This window comes from Nocardia sp. NPDC052566 (assembly GCF_044547285.1).
GTDB lineage: Bacteria > Actinomycetota > Actinomycetes > Mycobacteriales > Mycobacteriaceae > Nocardia.
In genome coordinates, this window is record NZ_JBIUAF010000003.1 from 166,985 (window position 1) to 189,381 (window position 22,397).

19 protein-coding genes and 1 tRNA gene are annotated in these 22,397 nt (G+C 68.1%); 12 read left to right on the forward strand and 8 right to left on the reverse strand.

The window, feature by feature from the left end; all coding sequences use genetic code 11:
• The first annotated feature begins 14 nt into the window (after nt 1-14).
• The 3 genes from ACIG5A_RS14915 (at nt 15) to ACIG5A_RS14925 (ending at nt 2,842) form a co-directional block, all read left to right on the forward strand.
• Complete coding sequence (locus tag ACIG5A_RS14915; protein WP_397240773.1) at nt 15-1,481, forward strand: catalase; 1,467 nt, start codon at nt 15-17, stop codon at nt 1,479-1,481.
• Nucleotides 1,482-1,571: 90 nt separating this feature from the next.
• A complete protein-coding gene (gene bla, locus ACIG5A_RS14920; RefSeq protein ID WP_397240774.1) occupies nt 1,572-2,504 on the forward strand; it encodes a class A beta-lactamase in 933 nt (310 codons plus the stop codon).
• A 209-nt stretch (nt 2,505-2,713) separates the two neighbouring features.
• On the forward strand, nt 2,714-2,842 hold the full coding sequence (locus tag ACIG5A_RS14925) for a hypothetical protein (RefSeq protein ID WP_397240775.1): 129 nt from the start codon (nt 2,714-2,716) through the stop codon (nt 2,840-2,842).
• Nucleotides 2,843-3,169: 327 nt separating this feature from the next.
• Here the strand turns inward: ACIG5A_RS14925 and atzF are convergent, their stop codons facing one another.
• The 3 genes from atzF to ACIG5A_RS14940 form a co-directional block, all read right to left on the reverse strand.
• Nucleotides 3,170-4,876: an allophanate hydrolase gene (atzF, locus tag ACIG5A_RS14930; RefSeq protein WP_397240776.1), complete on the reverse strand. Its 1,707-nt coding sequence runs from the start codon at nt 4,874-4,876 to the stop codon at nt 3,170-3,172.
• Nucleotides 4,877-8,431, reverse strand: a complete 3,555-nt coding sequence (gene uca / locus ACIG5A_RS14935) for an urea carboxylase (RefSeq protein ID WP_397241762.1) — start codon at nt 8,429-8,431, stop codon at nt 4,877-4,879.
• Between the two features lie 80 nt (nt 8,432-8,511).
• On the reverse strand, nt 8,512-9,219 hold the full coding sequence (locus tag ACIG5A_RS14940) for a GntR family transcriptional regulator (RefSeq protein WP_397240777.1): 708 nt from the start codon (nt 9,217-9,219) through the stop codon (nt 8,512-8,514).
• A gap of 277 nt (nt 9,220-9,496) precedes the next feature.
• On the opposite strand from ACIG5A_RS14940, the gene ACIG5A_RS14945 reads away from it, so the two are divergent.
• The 4 genes from ACIG5A_RS14945 to ACIG5A_RS14960 are packed head-to-tail and all read left to right on the forward strand — an operon-like array spanning nt 9,497 to nt 14,397.
• Nucleotides 9,497-11,380: an SCO2524 family protein gene (locus ACIG5A_RS14945; RefSeq protein WP_397240778.1), complete on the forward strand. Its 1,884-nt coding sequence runs from the start codon at nt 9,497-9,499 to the stop codon at nt 11,378-11,380.
• A gap of 3 nt (nt 11,381-11,383) precedes the next feature.
• A complete protein-coding gene (locus ACIG5A_RS14950; protein ID WP_397240779.1) occupies nt 11,384-12,382 on the forward strand; it encodes an SCO2523 family variant P-loop protein in 999 nt (332 codons plus the stop codon).
• A gap of 6 nt (nt 12,383-12,388) precedes the next feature.
• Nucleotides 12,389-13,414, forward strand: coding sequence for an SCO2522 family protein (locus ACIG5A_RS14955; RefSeq protein WP_397240780.1), 1,026 nt, complete (start codon nt 12,389-12,391; stop codon nt 13,412-13,414).
• A gap of 2 nt (nt 13,415-13,416) precedes the next feature.
• Nucleotides 13,417-14,397 (forward strand): SCO2521 family protein, encoded by a 981-nt coding sequence (locus ACIG5A_RS14960; protein ID WP_397240781.1) that lies wholly within the window; start codon nt 13,417-13,419, stop codon nt 14,395-14,397.
• Nucleotides 14,398-14,402: 5 nt separating this feature from the next.
• On the opposite strand, the gene ACIG5A_RS14965 is transcribed toward ACIG5A_RS14960, so the two are convergent.
• The 3 genes from ACIG5A_RS14965 to ACIG5A_RS14975 all read right to left on the reverse strand — a co-directional run bounded on the left by ACIG5A_RS14965 (nt 14,403) and on the right by ACIG5A_RS14975 (nt 16,713).
• The gene (locus ACIG5A_RS14965; RefSeq protein WP_397240782.1) at nt 14,403-15,254 is read right to left on the reverse strand and encodes a hypothetical protein; all 852 of its coding nucleotides are present in this window, start codon (nt 15,252-15,254) and stop codon (nt 14,403-14,405) included.
• Between the two features lie 79 nt (nt 15,255-15,333).
• Nucleotides 15,334-15,831: a GNAT family N-acetyltransferase gene (locus ACIG5A_RS14970; protein WP_397240783.1), complete on the reverse strand. Its 498-nt coding sequence runs from the start codon at nt 15,829-15,831 to the stop codon at nt 15,334-15,336.
• 135 nt (nt 15,832-15,966) lie between these two features.
• Nucleotides 15,967-16,713, reverse strand: coding sequence for an SDR family NAD(P)-dependent oxidoreductase (locus ACIG5A_RS14975; RefSeq protein ID WP_397240784.1), 747 nt, complete (start codon nt 16,711-16,713; stop codon nt 15,967-15,969).
• A 121-nt stretch (nt 16,714-16,834) separates the two neighbouring features.
• On the opposite strand from ACIG5A_RS14975, the gene ACIG5A_RS14980 reads away from it, so the two are divergent.
• From ACIG5A_RS14980 to ACIG5A_RS14995, 4 genes are all read left to right on the forward strand, one after another.
• Nucleotides 16,835-18,061 (forward strand): cytochrome P450, encoded by a 1,227-nt coding sequence (locus ACIG5A_RS14980; protein ID WP_397240785.1) that lies wholly within the window; start codon nt 16,835-16,837, stop codon nt 18,059-18,061.
• Nucleotides 18,058-18,648 (forward strand): TetR/AcrR family transcriptional regulator, encoded by a 591-nt coding sequence (locus ACIG5A_RS14985; protein ID WP_397240786.1) that lies wholly within the window; start codon nt 18,058-18,060, stop codon nt 18,646-18,648. The genes ACIG5A_RS14980 and ACIG5A_RS14985 overlap by 4 nt, the downstream gene beginning before the upstream one ends.
• Before the next feature lie 90 nt (nt 18,649-18,738).
• Complete coding sequence (locus ACIG5A_RS14990; protein ID WP_397240787.1) at nt 18,739-19,458, forward strand: SDR family NAD(P)-dependent oxidoreductase; 720 nt, start codon at nt 18,739-18,741, stop codon at nt 19,456-19,458.
• Entirely contained in the window at nt 19,455-20,081 is a 627-nt protein-coding gene (locus ACIG5A_RS14995) for an NAD(P)-dependent oxidoreductase (protein ID WP_397240788.1), read from the forward strand. The genes ACIG5A_RS14990 and ACIG5A_RS14995 overlap by 4 nt, the downstream gene beginning before the upstream one ends.
• Before the next feature lie 65 nt (nt 20,082-20,146).
• Here the strand turns inward: ACIG5A_RS14995 and ACIG5A_RS15000 are convergent, their stop codons facing one another.
• Entirely contained in the window at nt 20,147-21,394 is a 1,248-nt protein-coding gene (locus ACIG5A_RS15000) for an FAD-dependent monooxygenase (protein ID WP_397240789.1), read from the reverse strand.
• A 553-nt stretch (nt 21,395-21,947) separates the two neighbouring features.
• Between ACIG5A_RS15000 and ACIG5A_RS15005 the strand changes: the two genes are divergently transcribed.
• Nucleotides 21,948-22,085, forward strand: coding sequence for a hypothetical protein (locus tag ACIG5A_RS15005; protein WP_397240790.1), 138 nt, complete (start codon nt 21,948-21,950; stop codon nt 22,083-22,085).
• Nucleotides 22,086-22,307: 222 nt separating this feature from the next.
• Here ACIG5A_RS15005 and ACIG5A_RS15010 read toward each other — a convergent pair.
• Nucleotides 22,308-22,381 (reverse strand) — tRNA-Pro (locus ACIG5A_RS15010).
• Nucleotides 22,382-22,397 lie beyond the last annotated feature (16 nt).

Genomic DNA, 22,397 nt, shown 5'->3' on the forward strand with positions numbered 1-22,397 from the left:
ATCTAGGAGGCTGTATGTCCAAGCCGACCACCACCAACACCGGCACGCCGGTCCAGAGCGACAACGAGTCGCTCACCGCGGGCACTCAGGGCCCGATCCTGCTGCACGACCACTACCTCATCGAGAAGCTCGCCCAGTTCAACCGGGAGCGGGTGCCGGAGCGGATCGTGCACGCCAAGGGCGCGGGCGCCTACGGCGAGCTGGTCGTGACCAACGACGTCAGCCGCTTCACCAAGGCCAAGCTGTTCCAGCCGGGCGCGCGCACCGAATCGCTGATCCGCTTCTCCACCGTGGCCGGTGAGCAGGGCAGCCCCGACACCTGGCGCGATCCGCGCGGTTTCGCGGTGAAGTTCTACACCGAGGACGGCAACTACGACCTGGTCGGCAACAACACCCCGATCTTCTTCATCAAGGATCCGATCAAGTTCCCCGACTTCATCCGTTCGCAGAAACGCCTGCCGGGCAGCGGACTTCGCGACAACAACATGCAGTGGGACTTCTGGACCCTGCGCCCGGAGACCGCGCACCAGGTGACCTGGCTGATGGGTGACCGAGGCATCCCGAAGACCTACCGGCACATGAACGGCTACGGCTCGCACACCTATCAGTGGATCAACGCCGAAGGCGAGCGCTTCTGGGTGAAGTACCACTTCAAGACCGATCAGGGGATCGAGAACCTGACCCAGGCCGAGGCGGACCGCCTGGCCGGCGCCGACGGCGATTACCACCGCCGTGACCTGTACGAATCGATCGAGCGCGGCGAGTTCCCGAGCTGGACCCTGCACGTACAGGTGATGCCGGTGGCCGAGGCCGAGGGCTACCGGTTCAACCCGTTCGACCTGACGAAGGTGTGGTCGCACCACGACTACCCGCTGATCGAGGTCGGCAAGTACACGCTGAACCGCAACCCCGGCAACTACTTCGTCGATATCGAGCAGGCCGCCTTCGAGCCGTCGAATGTCGTTCCCGGCATCGGCTTCTCGCCGGACAAGATGCTGCTCGGCCGCGTCTTCGCCTACGCCGACGCGCACCGCTACCGCATCGGCACCAACTACGCGCAGCTGCCGCCGAACCGGGCACGGGCCGCCGAGGTGAACTCCTACTCCAAGGAGGGTTCGATGCGCTACGACTACAACGACGCGAATGTGCCGGTGTACGCGCCGAATTCGTTCGGCGGTCCGCACGCCGACGCGGACAGGGCGCCCGACGGCGGCATCTGGGACTTCGAGCCGACCGTCGTCCGCGCGGGCTACCTCGAGCACGCGGAAGACGGCGATTTCACTCAGGCAGGCACCCTGGTGCGCGAGGTGTTCACCGATGAGCAGCGAGATCGCCTGGTGGACAACATCGTCGGCCACGTACTCGGCGGCGTGCAGGAACCGGTGCTGAGCCGGGTGTTCGACTACTGGAAGAACGTCGACCAGGACCTCGGCAAGCGGGTCGAGGAGGGCGTCCGCGCGGGCCACGGCGCCCAGAGCTGAGGGTTCTGACCGGATAGGCCGGGGAGGTGTCCGCGGGAGCGGGCGCCTCCCCGGATTGCTGATAACGCTGTCCGCTGGCATCGTGATGGGATGTTTCATCTGACGGGTGGCAGTCGTTCGGCCATCGCCGCCATGCTGGCCCTCCCGTTTCTTGCCGCGTGTGATCCTGGCGCTACTGTGGTGCAAGGTGTTCCGGCCAAGTCGGCACGCCCGACCGAGCAGCACGCCGCGCGGTTCGCCGATCTGGAGAAGCGGTACAACGCCCGGATCGGTGTATTGGCGGTCGATACCATGACCGGCGCGACCGTGACCAACCGCGCCGATGAGCGCTTCCCGATGTTGTCGACCTTCACGCCGTTGCTGGCGGCGTGGATCCTGAGCGTGTATGACCTGCACTCCGGCGACGCCGACCGCGTCATCCACTACACCGAAGCCGATGTGGTCGATCATTCGCCGGTGGCGAGCACCAGGGTGGCCGAGGGGATGACGATCGCCCAACTCGCCGAGGCCGCGATCACGCAGAATGACCACACCGCGGGCAATCTCCTGTTGCGCATGATCCTCGAGCCGCAGAACTTCACCGAACACCTGCGTTCGATCGGTGATCACCAGAGCAGGCTGGACCGCTGGGCACCGGATCTGAACACCGCGATCCCGGGCGACGAGCGGGACACCACGACCCCGGCCGCGCTGGCCGCCGACTACCGTCGCGTCTTCCTGGAAATTCGGCCCGCCGATTGGCCCGAACAACAGTTGCTGATCAGCTGGTTGAAGGCGAATCGCGTCGGCGACAAGCGAATTCGCGCCGGCGTCCCGGCCGGATGGACCACCGGTGGCAAGACCGATACCGGCTCCTACGGCTGTGCGAACGATGCGGCCATCACCTGGCCGGGCGATGGCCGTCCGCCGCTGGTCATCGCCGTACAGACGTGCAAATCCGCCGAGGACGCGCAGGTGGACAACGCCGTCTTCGCCGAGGCAGCGAAGATCGTCATCGACTCGCTGAGCTCATCGTCGCGCTGATGAGCGCCTTGCGCAGCTAGCCCTACAGCAGGCCCCACCAGTACACGAGGCAGGCCAGCACCCAAACCACGAACGTCTCCATCGTTGCTCCCAATCTGTTTGGCGCGCTTACCTCCATCATCCCCGCTCGCGGGCGAAGCGTTTCAACCTTCCCGCAGTCGGCCCGTGCAAGGTCTTTTTAAGGGCGTGGCAAGAGCTGGCCTGCATTGTTGAAGCCAACACCGGAACACACCGGAAAGACCTCGGAACCCGAAAGGGACACCACGACGATGAACGGCACCGCCGCCGCCACCGATACCAACCACAGCCACGACAACTCCGGCCGCCCCATCAGGTAGCCGAGATCGGGGGAGCAAGCCACCACCGGGGGTGGGGAACCGGGCACGACCTGTCTTCGAGGGGTTGACAGGTCGCGCCCAGGGGATAAGGCCGCCGGGCCGGTCCACGAGGGGTGACCGGCCCGGATGGCACTACTGCGGCAACACGTTCGATTGGCTCTTCCTGGAGCTGAGCAGCAACGACCGCGGCGGGAGTTCATCCGCACCCGCGCCCCGGCATCGGCATCGCGCCTGCCGAAGGTAACCATTCTGTGCTTGCCAACGATCCCTTCCGGTATCAATGCCGGTCGGACCGGCCTCACGAGGGGTGACCGGTCCGACCGGTTTTCACTGTGCCCGTTCCAGATAGGCCGCCCAGCCGCCGAATTCGGTGATGTCGGTGGCGGATCGCGCGGCATCGAAGGTGCACGAGAAGCCCACCACAGCGCGGCCCTCGGCCAGTTCGACACTGGTGAGGGCCATCGGAGCGGGTAGTGCGGCGAGGAATCGCCCGAGCCCGGCCGCCGAAACCAGGAACAGTTCACCGCGAATCGGGGCCCCTAGACCCGGGCCGTGGCGGACCAGACCTGGTTTCGGCGGTGTGGTGTCCAATGCGGTCAACCGGTAGGCGTCGGAGGTTTCGATCTCTCCGGCGAACCGCGCGCCGAGCTCTTCCAGTTGCCAGTGCAGTGGCTGGCCGCGCAGGTGCGCGCCGAATACCGCGAGTTCGACACCGTCCCGAATGAGCAGCGGCGCAACCGAACCGGTGATGCGGGCCGCGATATCCACGGCGACCTGGTCGGCGAATGCGGGCGCGACGACCATTACGCCGAACGGGGCGCCATCGGCACAGGGCCGTCCGGGCACCGCGATCGCCGCCATATCGAGCAGATTGCAGAAGTTGGTGTAGGTACCCAACCTGCGGTTGACGCCGAACGGATCCGCCTGCACCGCGGCGATACTCGGATGTTCGGTGGTGGTCGGCAGCAGCAGCGCGTCGAATTCGCTCAGCAGCGCCGTTGCCGCGGCCCGCGCCCGCGCGAGCGCGTCGAGATCAGCGGCGAATTCGTGACCGGTCGCCGCGCGCGCCGCGCCGATGATCGCGGCAACGGCCGGATCCGCGCTCGCGGGCGCAGTTTCGAGAAAGGCGCCGACCGCAGCGTAGCGTTCGGCGACGATCGCGCCGTCGTAGAGCAGCAGCGCGGCCCCGAGCAGCCCGGAGACATCGACCTCCTTCAGCGTGAGGCCGGAATCCGCTGCGGCGGAGACGGTTCGGGCGAACGCCTCCCGATACGGCGGGCTGAGCGCGGCCAGGTCCTCGGCGCGCGGAATCGCGACCGACGGCGCCAGCGGCGCGGCGAGGCGCACATCGGCGGGCCACGCCCGGCTGCGCGGATCGCGCGCCTCCGGCCCGGCCAGTACGGCCGCCGCCGCGATCGCGCCGTCGAGATCCGGTGCGAACACCGTGACAGCGTCGTAGTCCGCGCAGGCCGGGACCACTCCGTGTGCCGGAATAATGCCCAAAGTGGCTTTGACACCGACGATTCCGTGCAGTGCCGCGGGCACCCGGCCGGAACCCGCGGTATCGGTCCCGATCCCGATATCGGCGATCCCGAGCGCGACGGCCGCCGCCGACCCCGACGAGGATCCACCGGAAATGAGTTCGGGATCGAGCGCATTGCGCACCGCCCCATACGGACTGCGCGTCCCGACCAACCCGGTCGCGAACTGATCCATATTCGTCTTGCCGAGCACAACAGCCCCCGCCGCGACCAGCCGCTCGATCGCGGCCGCGGTGCGCTCGGGAGAATAGGCGAACTCCGGGCAGCCCGCGGTGGTAGGCAGTCCGGCGATGTCGATGTTGTCCTTGACCGCCACGAGAAGTCCGGCCAGCGGTAGCGATTCACCCGCGGCGAGGCGCCGCTCGACCTCGGCGGCGTCGGCGGCGGCATCGGCTTCGGCGCGCAGCGTGATCCATACCTCCGGCCGGTCGACCTCTGTGATGCGCCGATAGGCGGCCGCGACTCGGGTGGTAGGGGATGGTCCTTGCGTCATTCAGTCGACTCCGATCACTGCGAGCGGGGTTCCCGGTTCCACGGTGGCGCCCGGCGTGGCGAGCACCTTCAATACTGTGCCGGTGCCCGGGCTGTGCACCGGCAGTTCCAGTTTCATCGCTTCCAGCACCGCGACCGGTGCGCCGGCGGTGAGCCGCTGTCCCGCTTCCACTTCCACCCGCCATACATTGCCGGTCATGGGCGCGGTCACCACCGTGGCGTTCGCGGGCAGCCCGGCGAGCGGATCATCGGCTGGTTCCGGGGCGGCGACCGCCGTTGTGCCGCGCTCGAATTCGCCCGCCGCCTGCCAGGCCCGCTTTTCCGCCTCGAACGCCATGGCCTGGTTGGCCTCGAACGCGGCAATGGAGTCGGCCTCGTCGCGCAGTAGCCGCAGATGGTCGGCGAGTGCGAAGGTTCCGTGGCTGACCTCGGCGTCGAATCTGCCTGCCCGCGCCGCCGCGCGATGCTCGAGCAGCTGCTCGGTACTCACCGGCTCCCAGACGATGCGGTCGAAGAACCGGAAGAGCCACGGCGTTCCGGCCTCGAACGGCGGCGACTGGCGGTAGCTCGACCAGATCGGCACGGTCCGTCCGATGAGCTGATAGCCACCCGGCGATTCCATGCCGTATACGCATAGGTACTTGCCGCCGATGCCGACCGCGTCCGCCGGGGTCCAGGTGCGGGCCGGATTGTATTTCGTGGTCACCAACCGGTGCCGCGGATCGAGCGGAACCGCGAGCGGCGCGCCGAGATAGACATCGCCGAGGCCGAGCACCAGGTATTCGGCGTCGAAGACCGCGGCGCGCACCTCGTCGACGCTGCCGAGTCCGTTGATGCGCCTGATGAATTCGATATTCGACGGCAGCCACGGGGCGGTATCGCGGACGCCGCTGCGGTAGCGGTCGATCGCCTCGGCGATGGACGGGTCGTCGAAGGACAGCGGCAGGCGGATGGTGCGGCTCGGCACCACCAGATCGTCGGTGGCGGGCAGCGTCGACTCGAGCTCGGTGAGTGCGCCGAGCAACCGGTACTGGGCGAGTACGCCGGGATCGAAGTGGATGTGCAGCGAGCGCACACCGGGGGTGATGTCGATGATGCCGGGCAGGCCGCTGGCGGTGAGTGCTTCGGCGAGTGCGTGCACGCGCATGCGCAGGCCGAGATCGAGCACCATCTCACCGTATTCGACAAGGATGTTGTCGTCACCGCCGCGTAGGTAGGCGACACGCGGTCGGTCCGCGCCGCCGTCCACGGTGCCGAGAATGCCCCGATCACGCAGCGCGGCACGTGGATTCGCCACAATGTCGCGCGCCCTCGCGCTGTTCGACGCGCGCAGCTCGGCGGCGTCGGCGTCATCGATGGGGACGAATCGAAGCGTGTCGCCGGGGCGCAGCTGGCCGAGCTTCCAGCGTTGCGCCGAGACGACGGTGAGCGGGCAGGCGAAGCCGCCGAGACTGGGGCCGTCGGGGCCGAGCAGGATCGGGGTGTCGCCGGATACGTTCAAAGTGCCGACGCTGTAAGGGTTGTCGTGCAGGTTGGACGGATGCAGGCCGGCATCGCCGCCGTCGGTGCGCGACCAGGTCGGCTTCGGACCCTCCAGCCGGATGCCGGTGCGGTTGGCGTGGCTGCCGACTTTCCACGGGTGCGTATAGAACTGGGTCATATCCGCGTCGGTGAAATACGCGGGGGAGGTCTGCGGTCCCTCGCCGACGGCGAGCTGCCAATCATTGGTGAAATCGGGGCGTTCGGCGATCGGCACTTCGCGCGGGTCGCGCAGCGGCGTGGCGGGTGCGCGCACGATGCCGAGCACATCGCCGGTGGCGACGGCCTTGCCGGTGACGCCACCGAAGCCGCCGAGGGTGAAGGTGGCGGAGCTGCCGTGATAGAGCGGCGCGTCGATGCCGCCCCGGATCGCGAGATAGGTGCGCAGCCCGACGTCGGTGGGCGCGCCGATATCGAGCTCCGAGCCCGCGGCGACGGTGATCGGGCGCCACATCTCGATGGGTTCGCCGTCGACGGAGACCGGCGCGGGTGCGCCCGTCACGCAGAGCACCGTGGTCTCGGAGAACCGCAATCGCGGACCGTGCAGGGTGCATTCGAGCCCGGGCGCACCCGCCTGGTTGCCGACCGCGAGATTGGCCAGTTTGAACGACAGATCGTCCATCGGGCCCGAGGGTGGAATACCGACCTGCCACAGCCCGATTCGGCCGGGATGATCCTGCACCGTCGTCATCGTCCCGCCGCGCAGCACGTCGATCCGGTGACCGATGGGCCGGATATCGGCCAGCGTGGTGGTGGTGTGCCCGGCGTCGAGCACGACCGGGTCCGCGGTCGCGCCACGCAGCTGCGTCAGATTGGTTTGCACGCCGTAGATCCGGGTGTCCGACAGAGCGGCGTGCGCCTGCCCGAAAGCGGTGTCGCGGTCATCGGCGTGCGTGATCACCTTGGCAAGCAACGGATCATAGTAGGAGCTGACCTCGCTGCCGGTATCGATCCAGCTGTCGACGCGCACGGCGGCGGGGAATCGCACCGCGGTGATCCGGCCCGCGCTCGGCCGGTAGTCGTGACCGGGATCCTCGGCGTAGACCCGCGCTTCCACCGCCCATCCGCTGATATCCGGTCCGCTGTCGGGCAATCCCTCGAGCATGGCGCGATCGCCACCGGCCAGCCGCAGCATCCACTCGACCAGGTCGACGCCGGTTACCGCCTCGGTCACCGGATGTTCCACCTGCAGGCGGGTATTCATCTCCAGGAACGACGCCGTGCCGAGCTCGGTGTCGTAGACGAACTCCACGGTGCCCGCCGACCGGTAGTCGACCGAGCGCGCGAGTTCCCGCGATGTCGCGAGCAGCCGCTCGGACAGTGCCGCGGTGAGCCCCGGCGCCGGCGCCTCCTCGATGACCTTCTGGTTGCGGCGCTGGAGCGAACAGTCCCTGGTGCCGAGGCTGAGTACCCTGCCATCCCCGTCCCCGAACAGTTGCACCTCGACATGCCTGGCCCGCGCCACGAACCGTTCCAGGAACACGCCGGTGGAGGCGAAGTTCGTCGCGGCGAGCCGCCGGACGCGCTCGTAGGCGGCACGCAGGTCCTCGGCGTTCCAGCAGGCCTGCATGCCGATGCCACCGCCGCCGCCGACCGCCTTGAGCATCACCGGATAGCCGATGCGCGCGGCCTCCGCGATCGCCTGCTCGGCCGAATCGAGCAGTCCGCTGCCGGGAATCAGCGGTACTCCCACCGCGCGGGCCGCCTCGCGGGCGGTGTGCTTGTCGCCGAAGATACGCAGCTGATCCGGGGTCGGACCGACGAACGCGATACCCGCCGCGCCCACCGCGGTGGCGAAATCCGCGTTCTCCGAGAGGAATCCGTATCCAGGGTGGATGGCGCCCGCGCCCGCCGTCAGTGCCGCGTCGATCACCCGATCGGCCCGCAGATACGATTCCGCGGCCGGGCCCGCGCCGAGTTCTACTGCCGCATCGGCCATTTCGACATGCGCCGCGCCGATATCGGCCGTCGAATAGATCGCGACGGTCTTCAGTCCGAGGCGCCGGGCCGTTCGCATGATCCGGCACGCGATTTCGCCGCGATTGGCGACGAGTACGGTATCGAAGTCCAAGCTCACGTGCTACTCCCTATGCAGTTCTAATCGTTTGCCAGCGACATCGCCGCGATGGCACGGGTCACTCGTTCCAGCACCACGTCCAGCGATTCGCCGATATGCGCGTGCAGCAACCGATGGGCGAGCGGAAGATCCTCGGCGAGAACGGCATCCAGAATCCCCAGATGCTCGGTGATGGTGGTCTCGATCCGGTTGTTGACCATGAAGTCGTACATCCGCACATGCCGGATCCTCAAGTTCACTCCGACGAGCGTGCGCACCATTTCGGCATTGCCTGACGCGGTGAGCAGCGTGACGTGGAATTCCTCGTCCCGTACCACGAATCCGGGCTCCTGCGCCGGCGGATTCGCCCGCAAAGCCAGCCAGCTCGCCCGCTCGGCGAGCAGCATTCCGCGATCGTGCACGATTGTGGAATTGTCGATTGCCCGCTGTAAACCACTGAGTTCCAGTGTGATTCGCAACTCGTACAGATCACGGATGAGTGGAATGCTCGGCCGCACGGGGCTGAACCCGAATTCCTCGCGGCGCAGTAGCCCGTCCGAGCACAGCACGGTGAGCGCCTCCCGGACGGGCGTGCGCGAAATTCCGAATCGTGCCGACAATTTCGGCTCGGTCAGCCGCTCCCCGAACTTGATGTCACCGTTCATCAACTCCGCTCGCAGCCGCGCGTACACCACATCCCGCAGGGGCTTACCCGCGGCTCCGGACAGCGTGTCCACCCGTGTCGACATGCTTGTATACGCTATTGACCTCGCGTTTCCACAAGATCACCTCGCGTAAGCGCGCGGTGACCTCAGGTAAACGAGGCGTAAGCACTTGCTCACAGTGCGTGCCCGCGGGCATCCCGAAACCCTCGACGGCGCACGGACCGGTACCACCGTGCGAGTTCCATATCGACTGGGGATCGAGTGGGGATCACCGATCATGTTGTCCGCCAATATGCTTGGCGAAAGACCTGAACTAGCGCACACTTTGAAGAGTCAGTGTTCGCGTCAGAACGGGGGGCTGATGAGAATTCAGCCGCGGCAGCAACTCTTGGACGTGTGGCGGGCCGTCCTGGCCAGCTGTTATCAGGACCGCAAGTGGCAGTGGGGCGGGCGCGACGGCGCCAATTCGATCAGCGATACCGAACAGCTACTGTGCCTGCTGTATCCGGCCACCGAGATCGGCGCGTTCGCCCTCGACCAGCCCGACGACATGGCCGATGACATTCGCGCGGTGCTCGCCCCGCTCGGCGAGGAGACCAGGATCGGCGGCGCGCTGGTCACCGTGCTGGAGGATTATCTCGCCCGCTACACCGACCCCGACGGTGAGCCCATCTTCGCGGCGGGCAGCTACCTGCGCTCCGCCGACGGTAAGGAACCGAGCGCGCAGCAGTACCAACTGGAGGTCGTCGACGCGTATTCGATGTCGCTGACGCTGTGCATCGCCGCGCTGCGCTTCCTTCGCGTCTTCCAGCGCTTCGTCGACAAGCAGGTGCGTCGCGAGGCCAAGGAGCTCGCGGTACGGATCCGCGAGCTCATTCCGCGGATCAGCACCAGGCTCACCGCCGCGATGACCGGTCTGGTGCGCAGCTTCGTCGTGCACACCCCCGAACCGAAATCCGGAGCGGGACAGTCCATCCTCGGCATGCTCAACCAGATCGGCGCGCCGGACGACGCGGTGATCGCCGGCATCGCCCGCAGGCTCGATCGCGTCCGGGTACAGATGGCCAACGACGTGAAGCTCGGCCAGACACCGGATATCGACCTCGCCGACGACCTGCTGCTGTTCGAATGCGGCTGGAGCTGGGGCATCGATGTCAAGGCATCGCCCATCGACTTCGTCCCGACCAGGATCGGCAACCAACCCGGTTACGCCGCATCGCGCCCCGACTTGTACTACACCATCGTCGCACTCGACGGCATCAACGACCTGACCTCCCGGCGCACCAGGGAAATGGACCTGCTCAACGACGAACAGCGCCAGCTCGCGGACGCGCTGGAGCTGCGCTGGGATCTGACCCAGCGCTACTGGTCCACCGTCGCCCGCTACGGGCCGGGCCGTTGGCCGCTGGAGGACATCCCGTGGCGCACCTCCGACGGTGAGGAGTCGGATTACTACACCCTCGCCGTCTCGGCAATGGTGCTGCAGGACTTCGTCAATCGGCAGGCGACCGACGAATTACCGCAGGTGGTAGCGGTTTTCGATCAGCTGGCCAGGCGCGGGCGGATCATCAGCCGATTGACGGCGGGCGATCCGGCGGGCGGACTGCACTTTCCCGGTGTCCCGGTGCCGATGCCGGGCAGCGAGGGCATCGGCGGCGGGCCCGCGCTGGTCTGGATCGTGCCGGACTTCGCGACCATGCTGCTCAAACGCTGCCTGCAGGCCTGGCAGCTGTCCGGTGATGTCGCCACCCGCGACCGGCTGATGTCGATGGCCGAATTGACCATGGACCACCTGACCAGGCGCCGGCTCACGCACGGTCCCGCGGCGGGCTTGTGGGATGACGCGGCGAAGGTCGCGGGCAGTCAGGCGCCCGGCCTGGCGACCACGGCCGAGACCGAGCCGTCCGATGCCGCGTTCCAGCCGTCCTGGTACCTGACCGAACGCATCGTCGAATGCCTGGTCAGCGCCGATCGAAACTTCCGCGAGCCACCGCTGGCCACCTCGTCGATGATCAGCCGCGCCATCGAAATGCGCAGCGAGGCAGAACATCTGCTCAATCAGGAGATGCTCGAGGTCGGCGACCCCGAGATATCGCAGGCCATGCTCTCGCGCATCGAGCTGCAGCTCGACGACGCGCGCAGGCTGCTCAGCGAGCAGCCCGCCACCTCGTTCACGCTGGCCGAACAGGCACTGCTGCAGCTCTACGAGCTGGCGTACGCCCGGCGGGATGCGAAGAGGGCCTAGACCATGCTGGTTTTCTCCACCTCGGACAAGGGCGGCACCGGGCGCTCGGTGACCAGCTGCAACCTGGCCTATCGACTGTGTATGAGCGGCCGCAATGTCGCCTATGTCGACTTCGATTTCGGCTCGCCGACCGCGGGTGCGCTGTTCGAGATCAGCGCCGTCGAGCGCGGCGTGCCGAACGATGTCGGGCTGCATTCGTATCTGCTCGGCGAGACCGGTGTCGCGGCGCGCATCGACGTGCGCACGGCGTCGGATCGGCAGGCGTTGCGCAGGATGGGCCCGCGGGCGGGCAAGCTGGTGCTGCTCCCCGGCGATCTCGGCGGCGCCGAATTCCTCACCGCCGACGAGGGGGTGGTGTCGCGCTGTGCCGAACTGCTGCTCACCCTCGAGCACGAATTCAAGGTGATCATCGTCGATCTCAGCGCGGGTCGTTCGGTGGCGCTGCAGCTGGCGTTGAAAGCGACCGCCCTGCCCCAGTTGCAGTCGTTCACGGCGCGCTGGCTCGTCTACCACCGCTGGACCCGCCAGCACATTCTCGCGGCCAACGGCCTGGTGCACGGTCCGCACGGTCTGATGCAGATGGGCAAGGAGTGCGGGCACGACCCGGCCGCGCTGCTGGAATCGGTGCGCTACGTGCGCACCGCGGTGCCGCCGACCACCAAGGAGACGCCGCGGCAGGCGAAGGGCGGGCCGCCCGCGAAGGATGGGCCGCCGCCCGCCAAGGACGGGACGAACGCGAAGCAGGGCCCCGTCGACCTGCGGCCCGCGCAGACCGCGTGGTTGCTCGAGCAGAACGCGGCACTCAAGCGGCTGGCGTCGGCGAATCAGCTCGGTGCGAGCACGATGCTCGGCGAGACGCCCGTCGAGCCGGTGCTGCAGTGGCGTGAGCAGGTGATTCTGGATATGGACGTGGACGCGAAGATCGCCAACGCGGCCACCGTCGACGCATACACCGAATTGGCCCTGCGCCTGCTCAACGAGGCCACGTGGGAAAGGTTCTGATTCGCGGTGAGAAATGGTGTCGGGTACAGCGAGACGACCGAGCACGCGCGGATCGATCAGGTGCCGCTCTCGCATCTGTCCATCGAGGTCGGGCATTTCTACATGAACGAGATCGCCAACGATATGGATCAGGTGGTCAATGAGTTCCGCCGGATCGTGCCGCTCGTCGACGCGTTCATCACCTCCGCCCGTGTGCAATTCGGCCAGCGGGCGCGAGTGAGCACCTGCTATCTGATCGACGACTATTTCCAGCCGGATACCGAACCGCGCGCGATCCTGGACAAGCTGCTCACCGCGGCGGACGAAACCGGTTTGCGCATCGACTATCTCGCGCGCGAGTCGGCCTGCGCGGAGACCAAGCCGTTCGCCGACGGCGTGCCGCTGGACGAACCGCTGCTCCTGGCCGAGCTGGTGGCGGCCAGGATCGTCGCCGAACCGGAGATCTCCTCGTCGACCGGAAGGCGGCCGCCGACAGCCGAATCCGGCTGGCTGTGCAACGGCAGACGGTCCTCACTGGACGAACCGACGCAGGCGATGCGGGTGCAGCCGTACCGGCCGCCGGAGGAGTTCGGCAGGCGTGAGCACTCGATCTTCCTCGACGTGCAGCTGTGGAGTAAATATCCCGAGATCAAGAACGGGCACAGCGAGATTCGCACCAAGTGGTCGTGCGCCTTCCTCGCCTCGGTCTGGCATCTGCTTCGCCTCGGCATGCTGCGCAACGACGGCGCGGCGGTGGTGGTGCCGCAGCCGTGGCGCTCCGACGACGGCTGGCCGAAGCGCTGGTCGGAGATGCCGGCGGTGGTGCAGCTGAATCCGCGCGCGGCGCCGTTCGCGGCCTACGAGACGCTGTCCATGCTGCCGAAACGCTATCTGGGAATCGAACATTCGGTGCGGCTCATCCTCGACCACATCGATCTGGACGGCGATGTGGTCGATCAGATCGTCGAGCGCGGGCGCCGCGACGAAGTCCCGGTGACGGTGTCGCGCAAGGTCACCGAGCGACTATCCCATCTCCTGCTCAAAGGATCCTGAGTATGGGTGCTTCCACCACGCCGCTGATCGCGCTCGGCGAGGTGCGCACCTGCCTGGTGCCGACCTCGGCCACCCTGCACCGGGCCGAGGCGAGCGAATTGCTATCGCTGGTACCGGGAAGGCGGGTGCTCTGGCGGCAACGCCCAGGGACGCTCGCGGTTTCGCCCGCGACGCCGGTCGGCGTCGACTGCGAGCTGCTGCTGACCGGTGCCGCGCCCGCCAGGGTGGTCGGCACCGTGGCCTCGCGCGCGATCGTGGTCGGCGGGCGGATGCTGCAGAGTTCGGTGCGCACCCAGGTGGTCCGGGTCGACGAGCGGCGGCGTCAGACCTGGTCGCACTACCTGAGCCGGGCCGGCGTCACCGAGCTGATCAGCAAGGTCGGTGACCGCGCCGACGCCTGTGACGGGCTGGCCGACGGCTATCTCAACGGCGTGCCGACCCCCGATACGCTCGACCTGGCCTCGATCGGTGAGCGGCTGCTCGCGCGGTTGCGCACCGACGCCTCGCTCGATCAGCGGGCTCCCATGCAGACCAGCACCACCCGGCTGCGCTGGACCGCGCGGGTCGGCGGCGCCGCGGCGCCCGATATGGCGTTCTGCCTGGACGACGAGTCGGTGCGTTCGGCCGCCATCACCGTGCGCAGCGAGAAGGATCTCGATGCGGCACAGCGCTTCTGCGAGGACCTCGCGGCGCACGACTGGCTGCTGACCATCGGTGACGCCGCGATCGAGGAGGCCGACCGCTTTCCGCCGTCGAGCGACGAGGAGGCCGAGCTGCTCGGCGCGGTGCTGAAACACCTTGCGCACCTATGGATGCCGGGTGCGCACGCGCCGCCGCAGCTGCGCGCGCTGTGGAAGGATCTGCAGACCGATCCCGGCTTCTCCCGGCAGTGGACGGCGCTGATCGGGCAGGTGCGCGACCGGCTGCGGGTCATGCAGTCGGAGCATTCCCGCAAGGCGCGGGTCAGCAGTACCAATTGGTGAAATCGCTACAGCCGGAACCACCGTCGCACCAGCAGCGCGAAGAACACCGACAGCGACACCGTGCCCGCCCACGACTCGACGGCGAGCATCGCGCGCCCGCCCTCCCCGAGGCTCGCGGTGTCGCCGAGCCCTGTCGGATTCAGGTAGCTGGTGATGCTCAGGTACAGGGTTTCGCCGACCGGCCCGTCGGCGAACAGCAGGATGACCACGGCGAACAGGATCAGCTGCGCCGCGATCCAGGCGAGCAGCCGGAACGGCTGATATCCGTAGCCGCACAACAGATCCGACAGCCGAGGTCCGACGCGGTGCCATCCGCGGGGCCTGGTCAGGCAGCGGGCGCGCGCCAGCCGCAGTCCGCAGCGGTCCGCCGCGTCGAGTTCCTCGTTCTGGCGATGCAGAAAAGCCGCGCGCCGCAGGGAAAGTACCGTGTGCGCGTGCAGGCCGAGCGCGGTGAGTGCGTCGCCGAGCCGCTCGTACACCTCGGCGAGCAGTGTGGCCTGGGTGCGGCTCAGGCGAAGGGGCCCACGGAATTCCACCTCGGCCGCCAGCAGCGCGGCCAGCTGTTCCACCGCGGCGTCCTCTTCGGTGCGCACCGGGACGTCTTTCGCGTCGTCGTAGATGTGCGCGAAGACCAGGCTGTCACCGCGGCGCCGGATGCCGGGCGGATCGAAGCTGGCGAGTACGGATTCGACGTGGATGTTGAAGGAGTCGAGCAGTTCCTGCTCGGTCGGCGGTCCGGCCCGGTGGGCGAGGAACGGTTGCGCCTCGTCCGCGTATCTGGCCGCGTGCCGCAGGATCCGGATGGTGATCGACGCGACGAACTCCGAATGCGGTTGCCGCGGTTCGTCTTCGGGCATGTACTCGCTCCATGGGGTGCGCACCACCCCCGGGAGCGGCCCTATTCAAGAATAGCGATCTCGGTGCGCGCCCGTATGCTCAGCGATCGAGCCTGCACTCCAGGACGTCGCGCGGCTCGCCCGCACCGAAGTAGCGCTCCTCGTGGTCGGCCCACTCGAAGCCTTCCCGCTGGTAGATCGTGTACGCGGCCTCGTTGGTCGGCCGCACCGTGATCAGCACGCTCGCGACATCGAGGGAGCGGCACTTGCGCAGCGCCTGCCGCACCAGTTCCGTGCCGAGGCCGTGGCCCGCACTGTCCGCGGCCACCGCGAGACTCAGCAGCCAGGCCCGCCGCTGCGGGGCGAGGGCGATCAGCACATAGCCGAGCACCCTGCCGTCGGCCTCGGCCACCAGCCAGGTCGCCTGGTGAAGATCGAATAGCTGGCGCAGTGCGAAATAGGGGTAGGAGTGCTCGCCGAAGCGCTCGGCTTCGATCTGCGCCACCGGGTCGAGGTCGGCCCGTGCAGCAAGGCGGAACACAGGCGTCGGTGACGTCGCGATGTCCAATGCGCTCCCTTGTGCTGTGACGGAGGTCATAATCCCAAGCCTAAGCGTCCTTCGGCAGGCCGCAGCGGGCAGCCGCACGATCGAGTCGGATCGCAGTAGTCTAAGCGGCCGCGCGCCGACGCGCCGGGCGGATCTCCCAGCCGTTTTACTGCCTGACTACCCCTTTTAGATGACGGTGCCACCGTTGCCGCGGGTTAGCGGCGGATTGTTGGTCGAGGCCGTCGGCGTCAGGATCACGACCTCGCCCTCGTCCGCGTCGGATGAGGTCGCGGGGTCAGGGGTCGGCAGGGCGGGAACCGTCTCGCCCGGGACGGTCGCATGCGACGTGCCCGGTCCATCCTTCGGGTCACCGGTGAGAAACGCGAGCACCGAGGCGATTTCGCCGGGCGTGCCCGTCCGCTCGGCGTCGGCCCGCACCGTGTCGAGGGTGATCGGCCGCGCCCCATACTCCTGTGTCAGCGTTCCGGTGAACTGCTCGAGCGCGCGCTCGGTGGCGTCGGGCTCCGCCGAGACGGTGACCACCTTGCCGCCGTCGGCCATATGCCGCCAGGCCAGTTCCAGGCCGTTGGCCACGCTTTTCGCCGCTTCGGACAGGTCGTCGCCGGTCGGCGGCTCGGTGAGGGTCACCGCACCGCTGTGCACGAGCAGGTCCCAGTGGCCGTAGGTCTCCAGCAGCGCCTCGACCAGTTCCTCGTATTCGTCCCGATCGCCGATATCGGCGGCCAGCGCGACCGCGGTGCCGCCGCGCCGCTCGATCTCGCGGACCACGTCGGCCGCGGCCTCCGGGATGTGCGGATGGTTGATCGCCACCTGAGCACCCTGTGCCGCAAGGGTTTTGGCGATATCCCTGCCTATTCCGGTCTCGGCCCCCGTGACCAGGGCCGTCTTGCCGGTCAGCGGACTGGTGGTCATGAGATGGCCTTTCGACGTACCGACGGTGGTTCTCAGCATGGCAGTCGCCGTGGCCGATCGTCACCTCATGGCCGGAATGCCCGCTGTAGACAGAATTGCTATTTTGTCTTACCGTCCATACATGCTGCTCGATGAGTATCGCGAAGCTCCGGTTTTCGAGCTTCGTTCCGGTGCGAGCTGGCGCTCGCCGTGGGGGATGTACGCCGCACTGCGTGATCACGATCCGGTGCATCACGTCGTCCCGAAAGACCGCCCCGCGCACGACTATTGGGTGCTGACCAGGCACGAGCACGTGTACGCTGCGGCGCGCGACACCGAAACCTATTCGTCCCGTGACGGTTTGACCGTGGAGTACGGCGAGCTCGAACAGATCGGGCTGACCGACAACCCGCCGCTGGTGATGCAGGATCCGCCGCGGCACACCGATTTCCGCAAGTTGGTCGCCCGCGGCTTCACGCCGCGTCAGGTGAGCGAGGTGGAACCGGTGGTGCGCGCGTTCGTCCGTGCCCGCCTCGACCGGCTGGCCGAGCGCGGCGGCGGTGACATCGTCGCCGAGTTGTTCAAACCGCTGCCGAGCATGGTGGTCGCGTACTACCTCGGGGTGCCGGAGGCCGACCGTGCCCGCTTCGACGGCTGGACCGATGCGGTGGTCGCGGGCAGTACCGATCGCAGCCGCGCCGACGCGCAGGCCGCGTCGGGCGAAATGCTCGGCTATTTCGCCGAACTCGTCAAACGCCGCCGCACCGATCCGGGCGAAGACACCGTCTCGCTGCTCGTGCGGGCGGGCATGGCCGCCGACGACGCCGACGTGCGCGGCCTGGTGCAGATCCTGGCCTACACCTGGACCATGGTCGCCGGCGGTAACGACACCACCACCGGGCTGCTCGGCGGCGCGGTCCAACTGCTGCAACACCATCCGGAGCAGCGCGCCGTGCTCGCCGCCGAGCCGGACCGGATCCGCACGGCGGTCGAGGAATTCGCGCGGCTGACCTCGCCCGTGCAGGGGCTGGCCCGCACCGTGACCCGCGATGTCGAACTCGACGGCGTCGTCATCCCGGCGGGGCGCAAGGTGCTGCTGGTCTATGGTTCCGCCAACCGTGACGAAAGGGCATACGGCGCAACCGCCGCCGAGCTGGATATCGCCCGCGATCCGCAGCGCATCCTCACCTTCGGGCACGGTCCGCACCACTGCCTCGGCGCGGCCGCCGCCCGGATGCAGGCCAGGGTGGCGCTCGAGGAGCTGCTGGCGCGCTTCCCTGGATACGCGGTGGACATCGACGCGGTCGAATACGCGCCGGGCCCGTACGTCCGCCGCCCCACCGCGATCGAATTCCGGTGCGCGGCATGAAGGATTGGTTGTCCGATGGCCGCGCCGAGCTCGCCGCCGAGCGCATACTCGACGCGGTCCGCGCGTTGTTCATCGACAGGGGCGTCGCCGGGATCGGAATGGCCGAGGTCGCCGAGGCGGCAGGCTGTTCCAGGGCGACGCTCTATCGCTACTTCGACAGCAGGCAGTCGCTGTACGTGGCCTTCGCGGGCCGCGAAACCCGCCAGCTCGTCGAAAGAGTGTGGCGCGGCCACCGTTTCGACGCGGGCGCCGATCAGCGGGAGCGGCTGCTCGACGGGCTGACCGCGGTCATCGCCGAGGTGCGCAAGACGCCGCACCTCGCCGTCTGGTTCGACGCCTCGAACGCGGGCATCGTTGCGCGGCTGTCGAATTCGTCGGCCATCATCGAGGCGCTCTCCGCCGACTTCGTCGCCGCTCTCCGTCCCGAGCTGCCGGAACCGGCGGCGCATCGCCTCGGGCAGTGGACGGTGCGAGTGGTGGTCTCCCTGCTGACCCTGCCCGGTGCGGGGGAGGGCGACGAGCGCGCCATGCTCGACACCTTCCTGCTGCCGTTCCTGCTCGACGACCGACTGCCGATCACCGGTTGACAAGGGCGGCCACTGTCCATACTCTCTTCGTTAACGAAGAGAGTGCATTGAAGAAGAAACATCTTCGATGAAGACAGTGGAGGAGTGGCGATGCGAGCCATGGTGACCGGCGCCAGTGCGGGAATCGGCAGGGCCGCGGCGAGAAGCCTTGCGGCGGCGGGCTACTCCGTCACCCTGGTGGCAAGGCGTGAGGACCTGCTGATCGATCTGCTCGCCGAACTCGGTCCCGGGCACGACTATCTGGTCGCCGACCTCGGCGCACCGGCGGGCCTGGCGTCGGCGGCGGAACTGCTGCGCGCGCGGCACTACACGGTGCTGGTGAACAACGCGGGCACCGCGGCCGAGGGTGACTTCGCCGTGGTGTCGCTGGAATCCGCCACCGCGACAGTGGATCTCAACTGCCAGGCGGTCGTCGCGCTCGCGCATGCCTTCCTCGCCGCGGCGCGGCCCGGTGACACGATGGTGAACGTCGCCTCGACGCTCGGGCTGACGCCGAAGCCGGGACTCGCCGTCTACAGCGCCACCAAGGCGTTCGTCATCGCGTTCTCCGCGGCGCTGTGGCACGAGCAGCGCGACCGCGATATCCGGGTCTTCGCGCTGTGCCCCGGCGTGACGGTGACGGAATCCCAAACGGCCGAGGATGTTCCGCCCTGGCTGGTGCAGACGCCGGAGCAGGTCGCCGATCGCGCGCTGGCCGCCATCGTCGGCCGGTCCGGGCCGATCGCCTTCACCAGCCCCGCCAACCGGGTGTTCGGCACGGCGCTGGCGCTGCTCCCGCGCCGGGTCGGCATGGCCGTGCTCGCGTCATGACCGCCCTCGCCGTACTCGGCGCCACCGGCCGCACCGGGCGACTCGTCGTCGAGCAGGCCCTGGACCGCGGCCATCGCGTCACCGCGATCGTCCGCGGGCCCGGCGCGCTCGGGCTGGACCATCCGCTGCTCACCATCGTGGTCGCCGATATCGCGGCACCTGGCGCGTTGCGCGGGCTGCTCGACGGTCACGATGCCGTCCTTTCCGCCCTCGGCGCCACCGATCGCCGGCCGACCACCCTCTACTCCGGCGGCACCGCCGCGATCATCGACGCGATGCCGTCCGGCGGGCGACTGCTCGTCGTCTCCTCCGCCGGAGTCGAAATCCCCAGCGACGCAGGCCGTATCGCCAGCGCCCTCGGCGCTGTGCTGCACCGGATAATGCGCGAGACCTACACCGATATGGCGCGCATGGAGCGGCTACTCGCCGCGAGCGACCTCGCGTGGACCGCGGTGCGCCCGACCCGGCTGACCGATCGGCCCGCCACCGGGCGACCCCGCATCGCCATCGGCGCGCGCACCAGGGTCGGATCCGCCACCGCGCGTGCGGATCTCGCCGCCTACCTGCTCGACGCCGTCGGCGACCCACGCACCGAGCGCACCGCGGTCGCCGTTTCGTCCTGACGCCGTTTCGTCCAGAAAGCGATGACCGCCACCGGTGCTCCGGTGGCGGTCATCGGCGGATCGGATTACTTCGCGGCGGTCAGCGCCGAGTAGTTCGGCAGCTCGTACGCCTCGGTCTTGCTGAGCATCTTCATCATCAGCGGCTTGAACACCTTCAGCGTCATCAGCTTGCTGATGGTCTGGCCTGCGCGAATACCGAAGGCCGACTTCGGGGTCATCGCCGCAAGCCCGCCAGGGGGCAGCTCCTGCGCCGTGGCGACGAAGGGACGCAGCACCTCTTCATAGCGGGCGAGCGCCCGGCTCGCGTCGCCGCTGTGCCCGGCGATCTCGCCGGCCAGCACGTACGCGCCGACCAGCGCCATCGCGGTGCCCTGCCCGGTGAGCGGCGAGCCGCAGTAGCCCGCGTCGCCGAGCAGCGCGACCCGGCCCTGTACCCAGCTCGGCATGGTGATGCGGGCCAGCTCGTCGAAATAGAAGTCAGGGGTCTGCTTCATCGCCTCGGCGACCGTCGCCGACTCCCAGCCGCCCGCGGCCAGCCGCTGCCTGATCAGCTCCTGCTGCGCGGGAACATCGCGGCGCAGTGCGGGATCGGCGTCGCCGCGCAGCATGATGACCGCTTTGCAGGTGGCGGGGTCGGCGTCGGGGCGCAGGCCGAGGCCGGTGGCGCCGACGATCGAGTGCATCGAGAACCAGTGCGGCTCCAGGCTTTCCGGGGTCGGCATGGTGAAGAACGACATGTAGCCGCCGAGGTAGGTGGCGAACTGCTCCTCGGGACCGAAGACCAGCCTGCGGGTGGCCGAGTGCAGCCCGTCCGCGCCGATCACCAGGTCGAAGCGCTCGGTGGCGCCGGAGGCGAAGGTCACGTCCACGCCGTTGTCGTCCTGGGTCAGGCCGGTGATGTGCTCGCCGTAGCGGTAGTCGACTCCACCCTCCTCGGCGATCAGGTCGAGCAGCACCTGGTTCAGGTCGCCGCGGGTGATCTCGATCTCGGCGACCGCGCCCTTGCCCTCGAACAGCTCGGCGGGCATCCGCAGCGTGGTGCGGCCCTTGGCGTCGATGTACTTGATGCCGCGCTCGTCCAGCTGGGTCTCGCGGATACCCGGCATCAGCCCCATCCGCTCGGCCACCTCGCGGCTCGGCCCGCGCAGGTCGACGGCCTGCCCGCCCGGCCGCGGCTCGGCCGCGCGCTCCACAACGGTGGCCCGGATCCCGGCCCGAAGCAGTTGCAGGGCAACGGCATTGCCGCCGATGCCGCCACCGGAAACGAGGATGCGGAGCTGGCCTGCGGGAGTGGCGGAGTGGTTGATGCCCATTGTTCTTGTCCCTTGCGTGAAGCGAATGTCTCGCCATATTTCTAACAGACGTTTCACACATCTGTCTAGTACAAATGTGTAAGACAACTGCGCACCACTCTGGGGCGCCACGAACAGCTGGCCGAGAACCCGCGCAGCGCTCGTCTCGCCGAGCGCAGTCGAATGGCCCCGCGACACGCCGCAACCAGGGGTCATCTGACTGCGCTCGACGGAGCTCGGGAAATGCTATGGCTTGCAAGGGAAGCCGGGATCCGGTCCGTGTCCTTGTCCGTCGGTGCAGTCCGGGAGTGGCGGCGGCGGTACCGGGCGGTTGGTGCAGGGGAGGTTGGGATCGGGATCTGGTCCGTGACCCTGTCCGTCGTCGCAGGCGAGGAAGGGTGTCGGTGGCGCCGGGGGGTTGGTGCAGGGGGCGTTGGGATCGGGATCCGGTCCGTGTCCTTGTCCGTCGTGGCAGGCGGGCAGCGGTGTCGGTGGTGGCACGCGCGAAGGCTGTACGGGCGCCCCGGGGCTGCTGGGTCCGGCGCTGGTCGTGGTCGGGGCGATCGTGGAGGTCTTGACCGTGGTGGTGGTCGGGGCGGGTGGTGGCCGGTTGGTTCCGCTCGAGCAGGCTGAAATCCCAAGCGCCACTACGGCAAGGCCAACGGCCGCCGAAACGCGCGTGCTGTCGATCGGCATCGGGCAATCCTCCTGATAGCTGGGCGGACATTCGCCCTCGCTCTACGGGTTCGGATGCCATCGGAGAGTAACCGAAAGGTTGCTTTCTGTAACTGTGGTTGCTAGCAAAACCGAAGCCGCAGTTGGGGCCGTATGACCGCGTTCGGCGGATCTCGACTACCTCGGAGCTGATGCCGTGAAAACGAGGAAAGGCCCTGGCCGATGGCCAGGGCCTTTCTACTGTGTCTCAACCAACACGTCGGGGTGACAGGATTTGAACCTGCGACCTCTTCGTCCCGAACGAAGCGCGCTACCAAGCTGCGCCACACCCCGTGAAGCGAACCTGAAG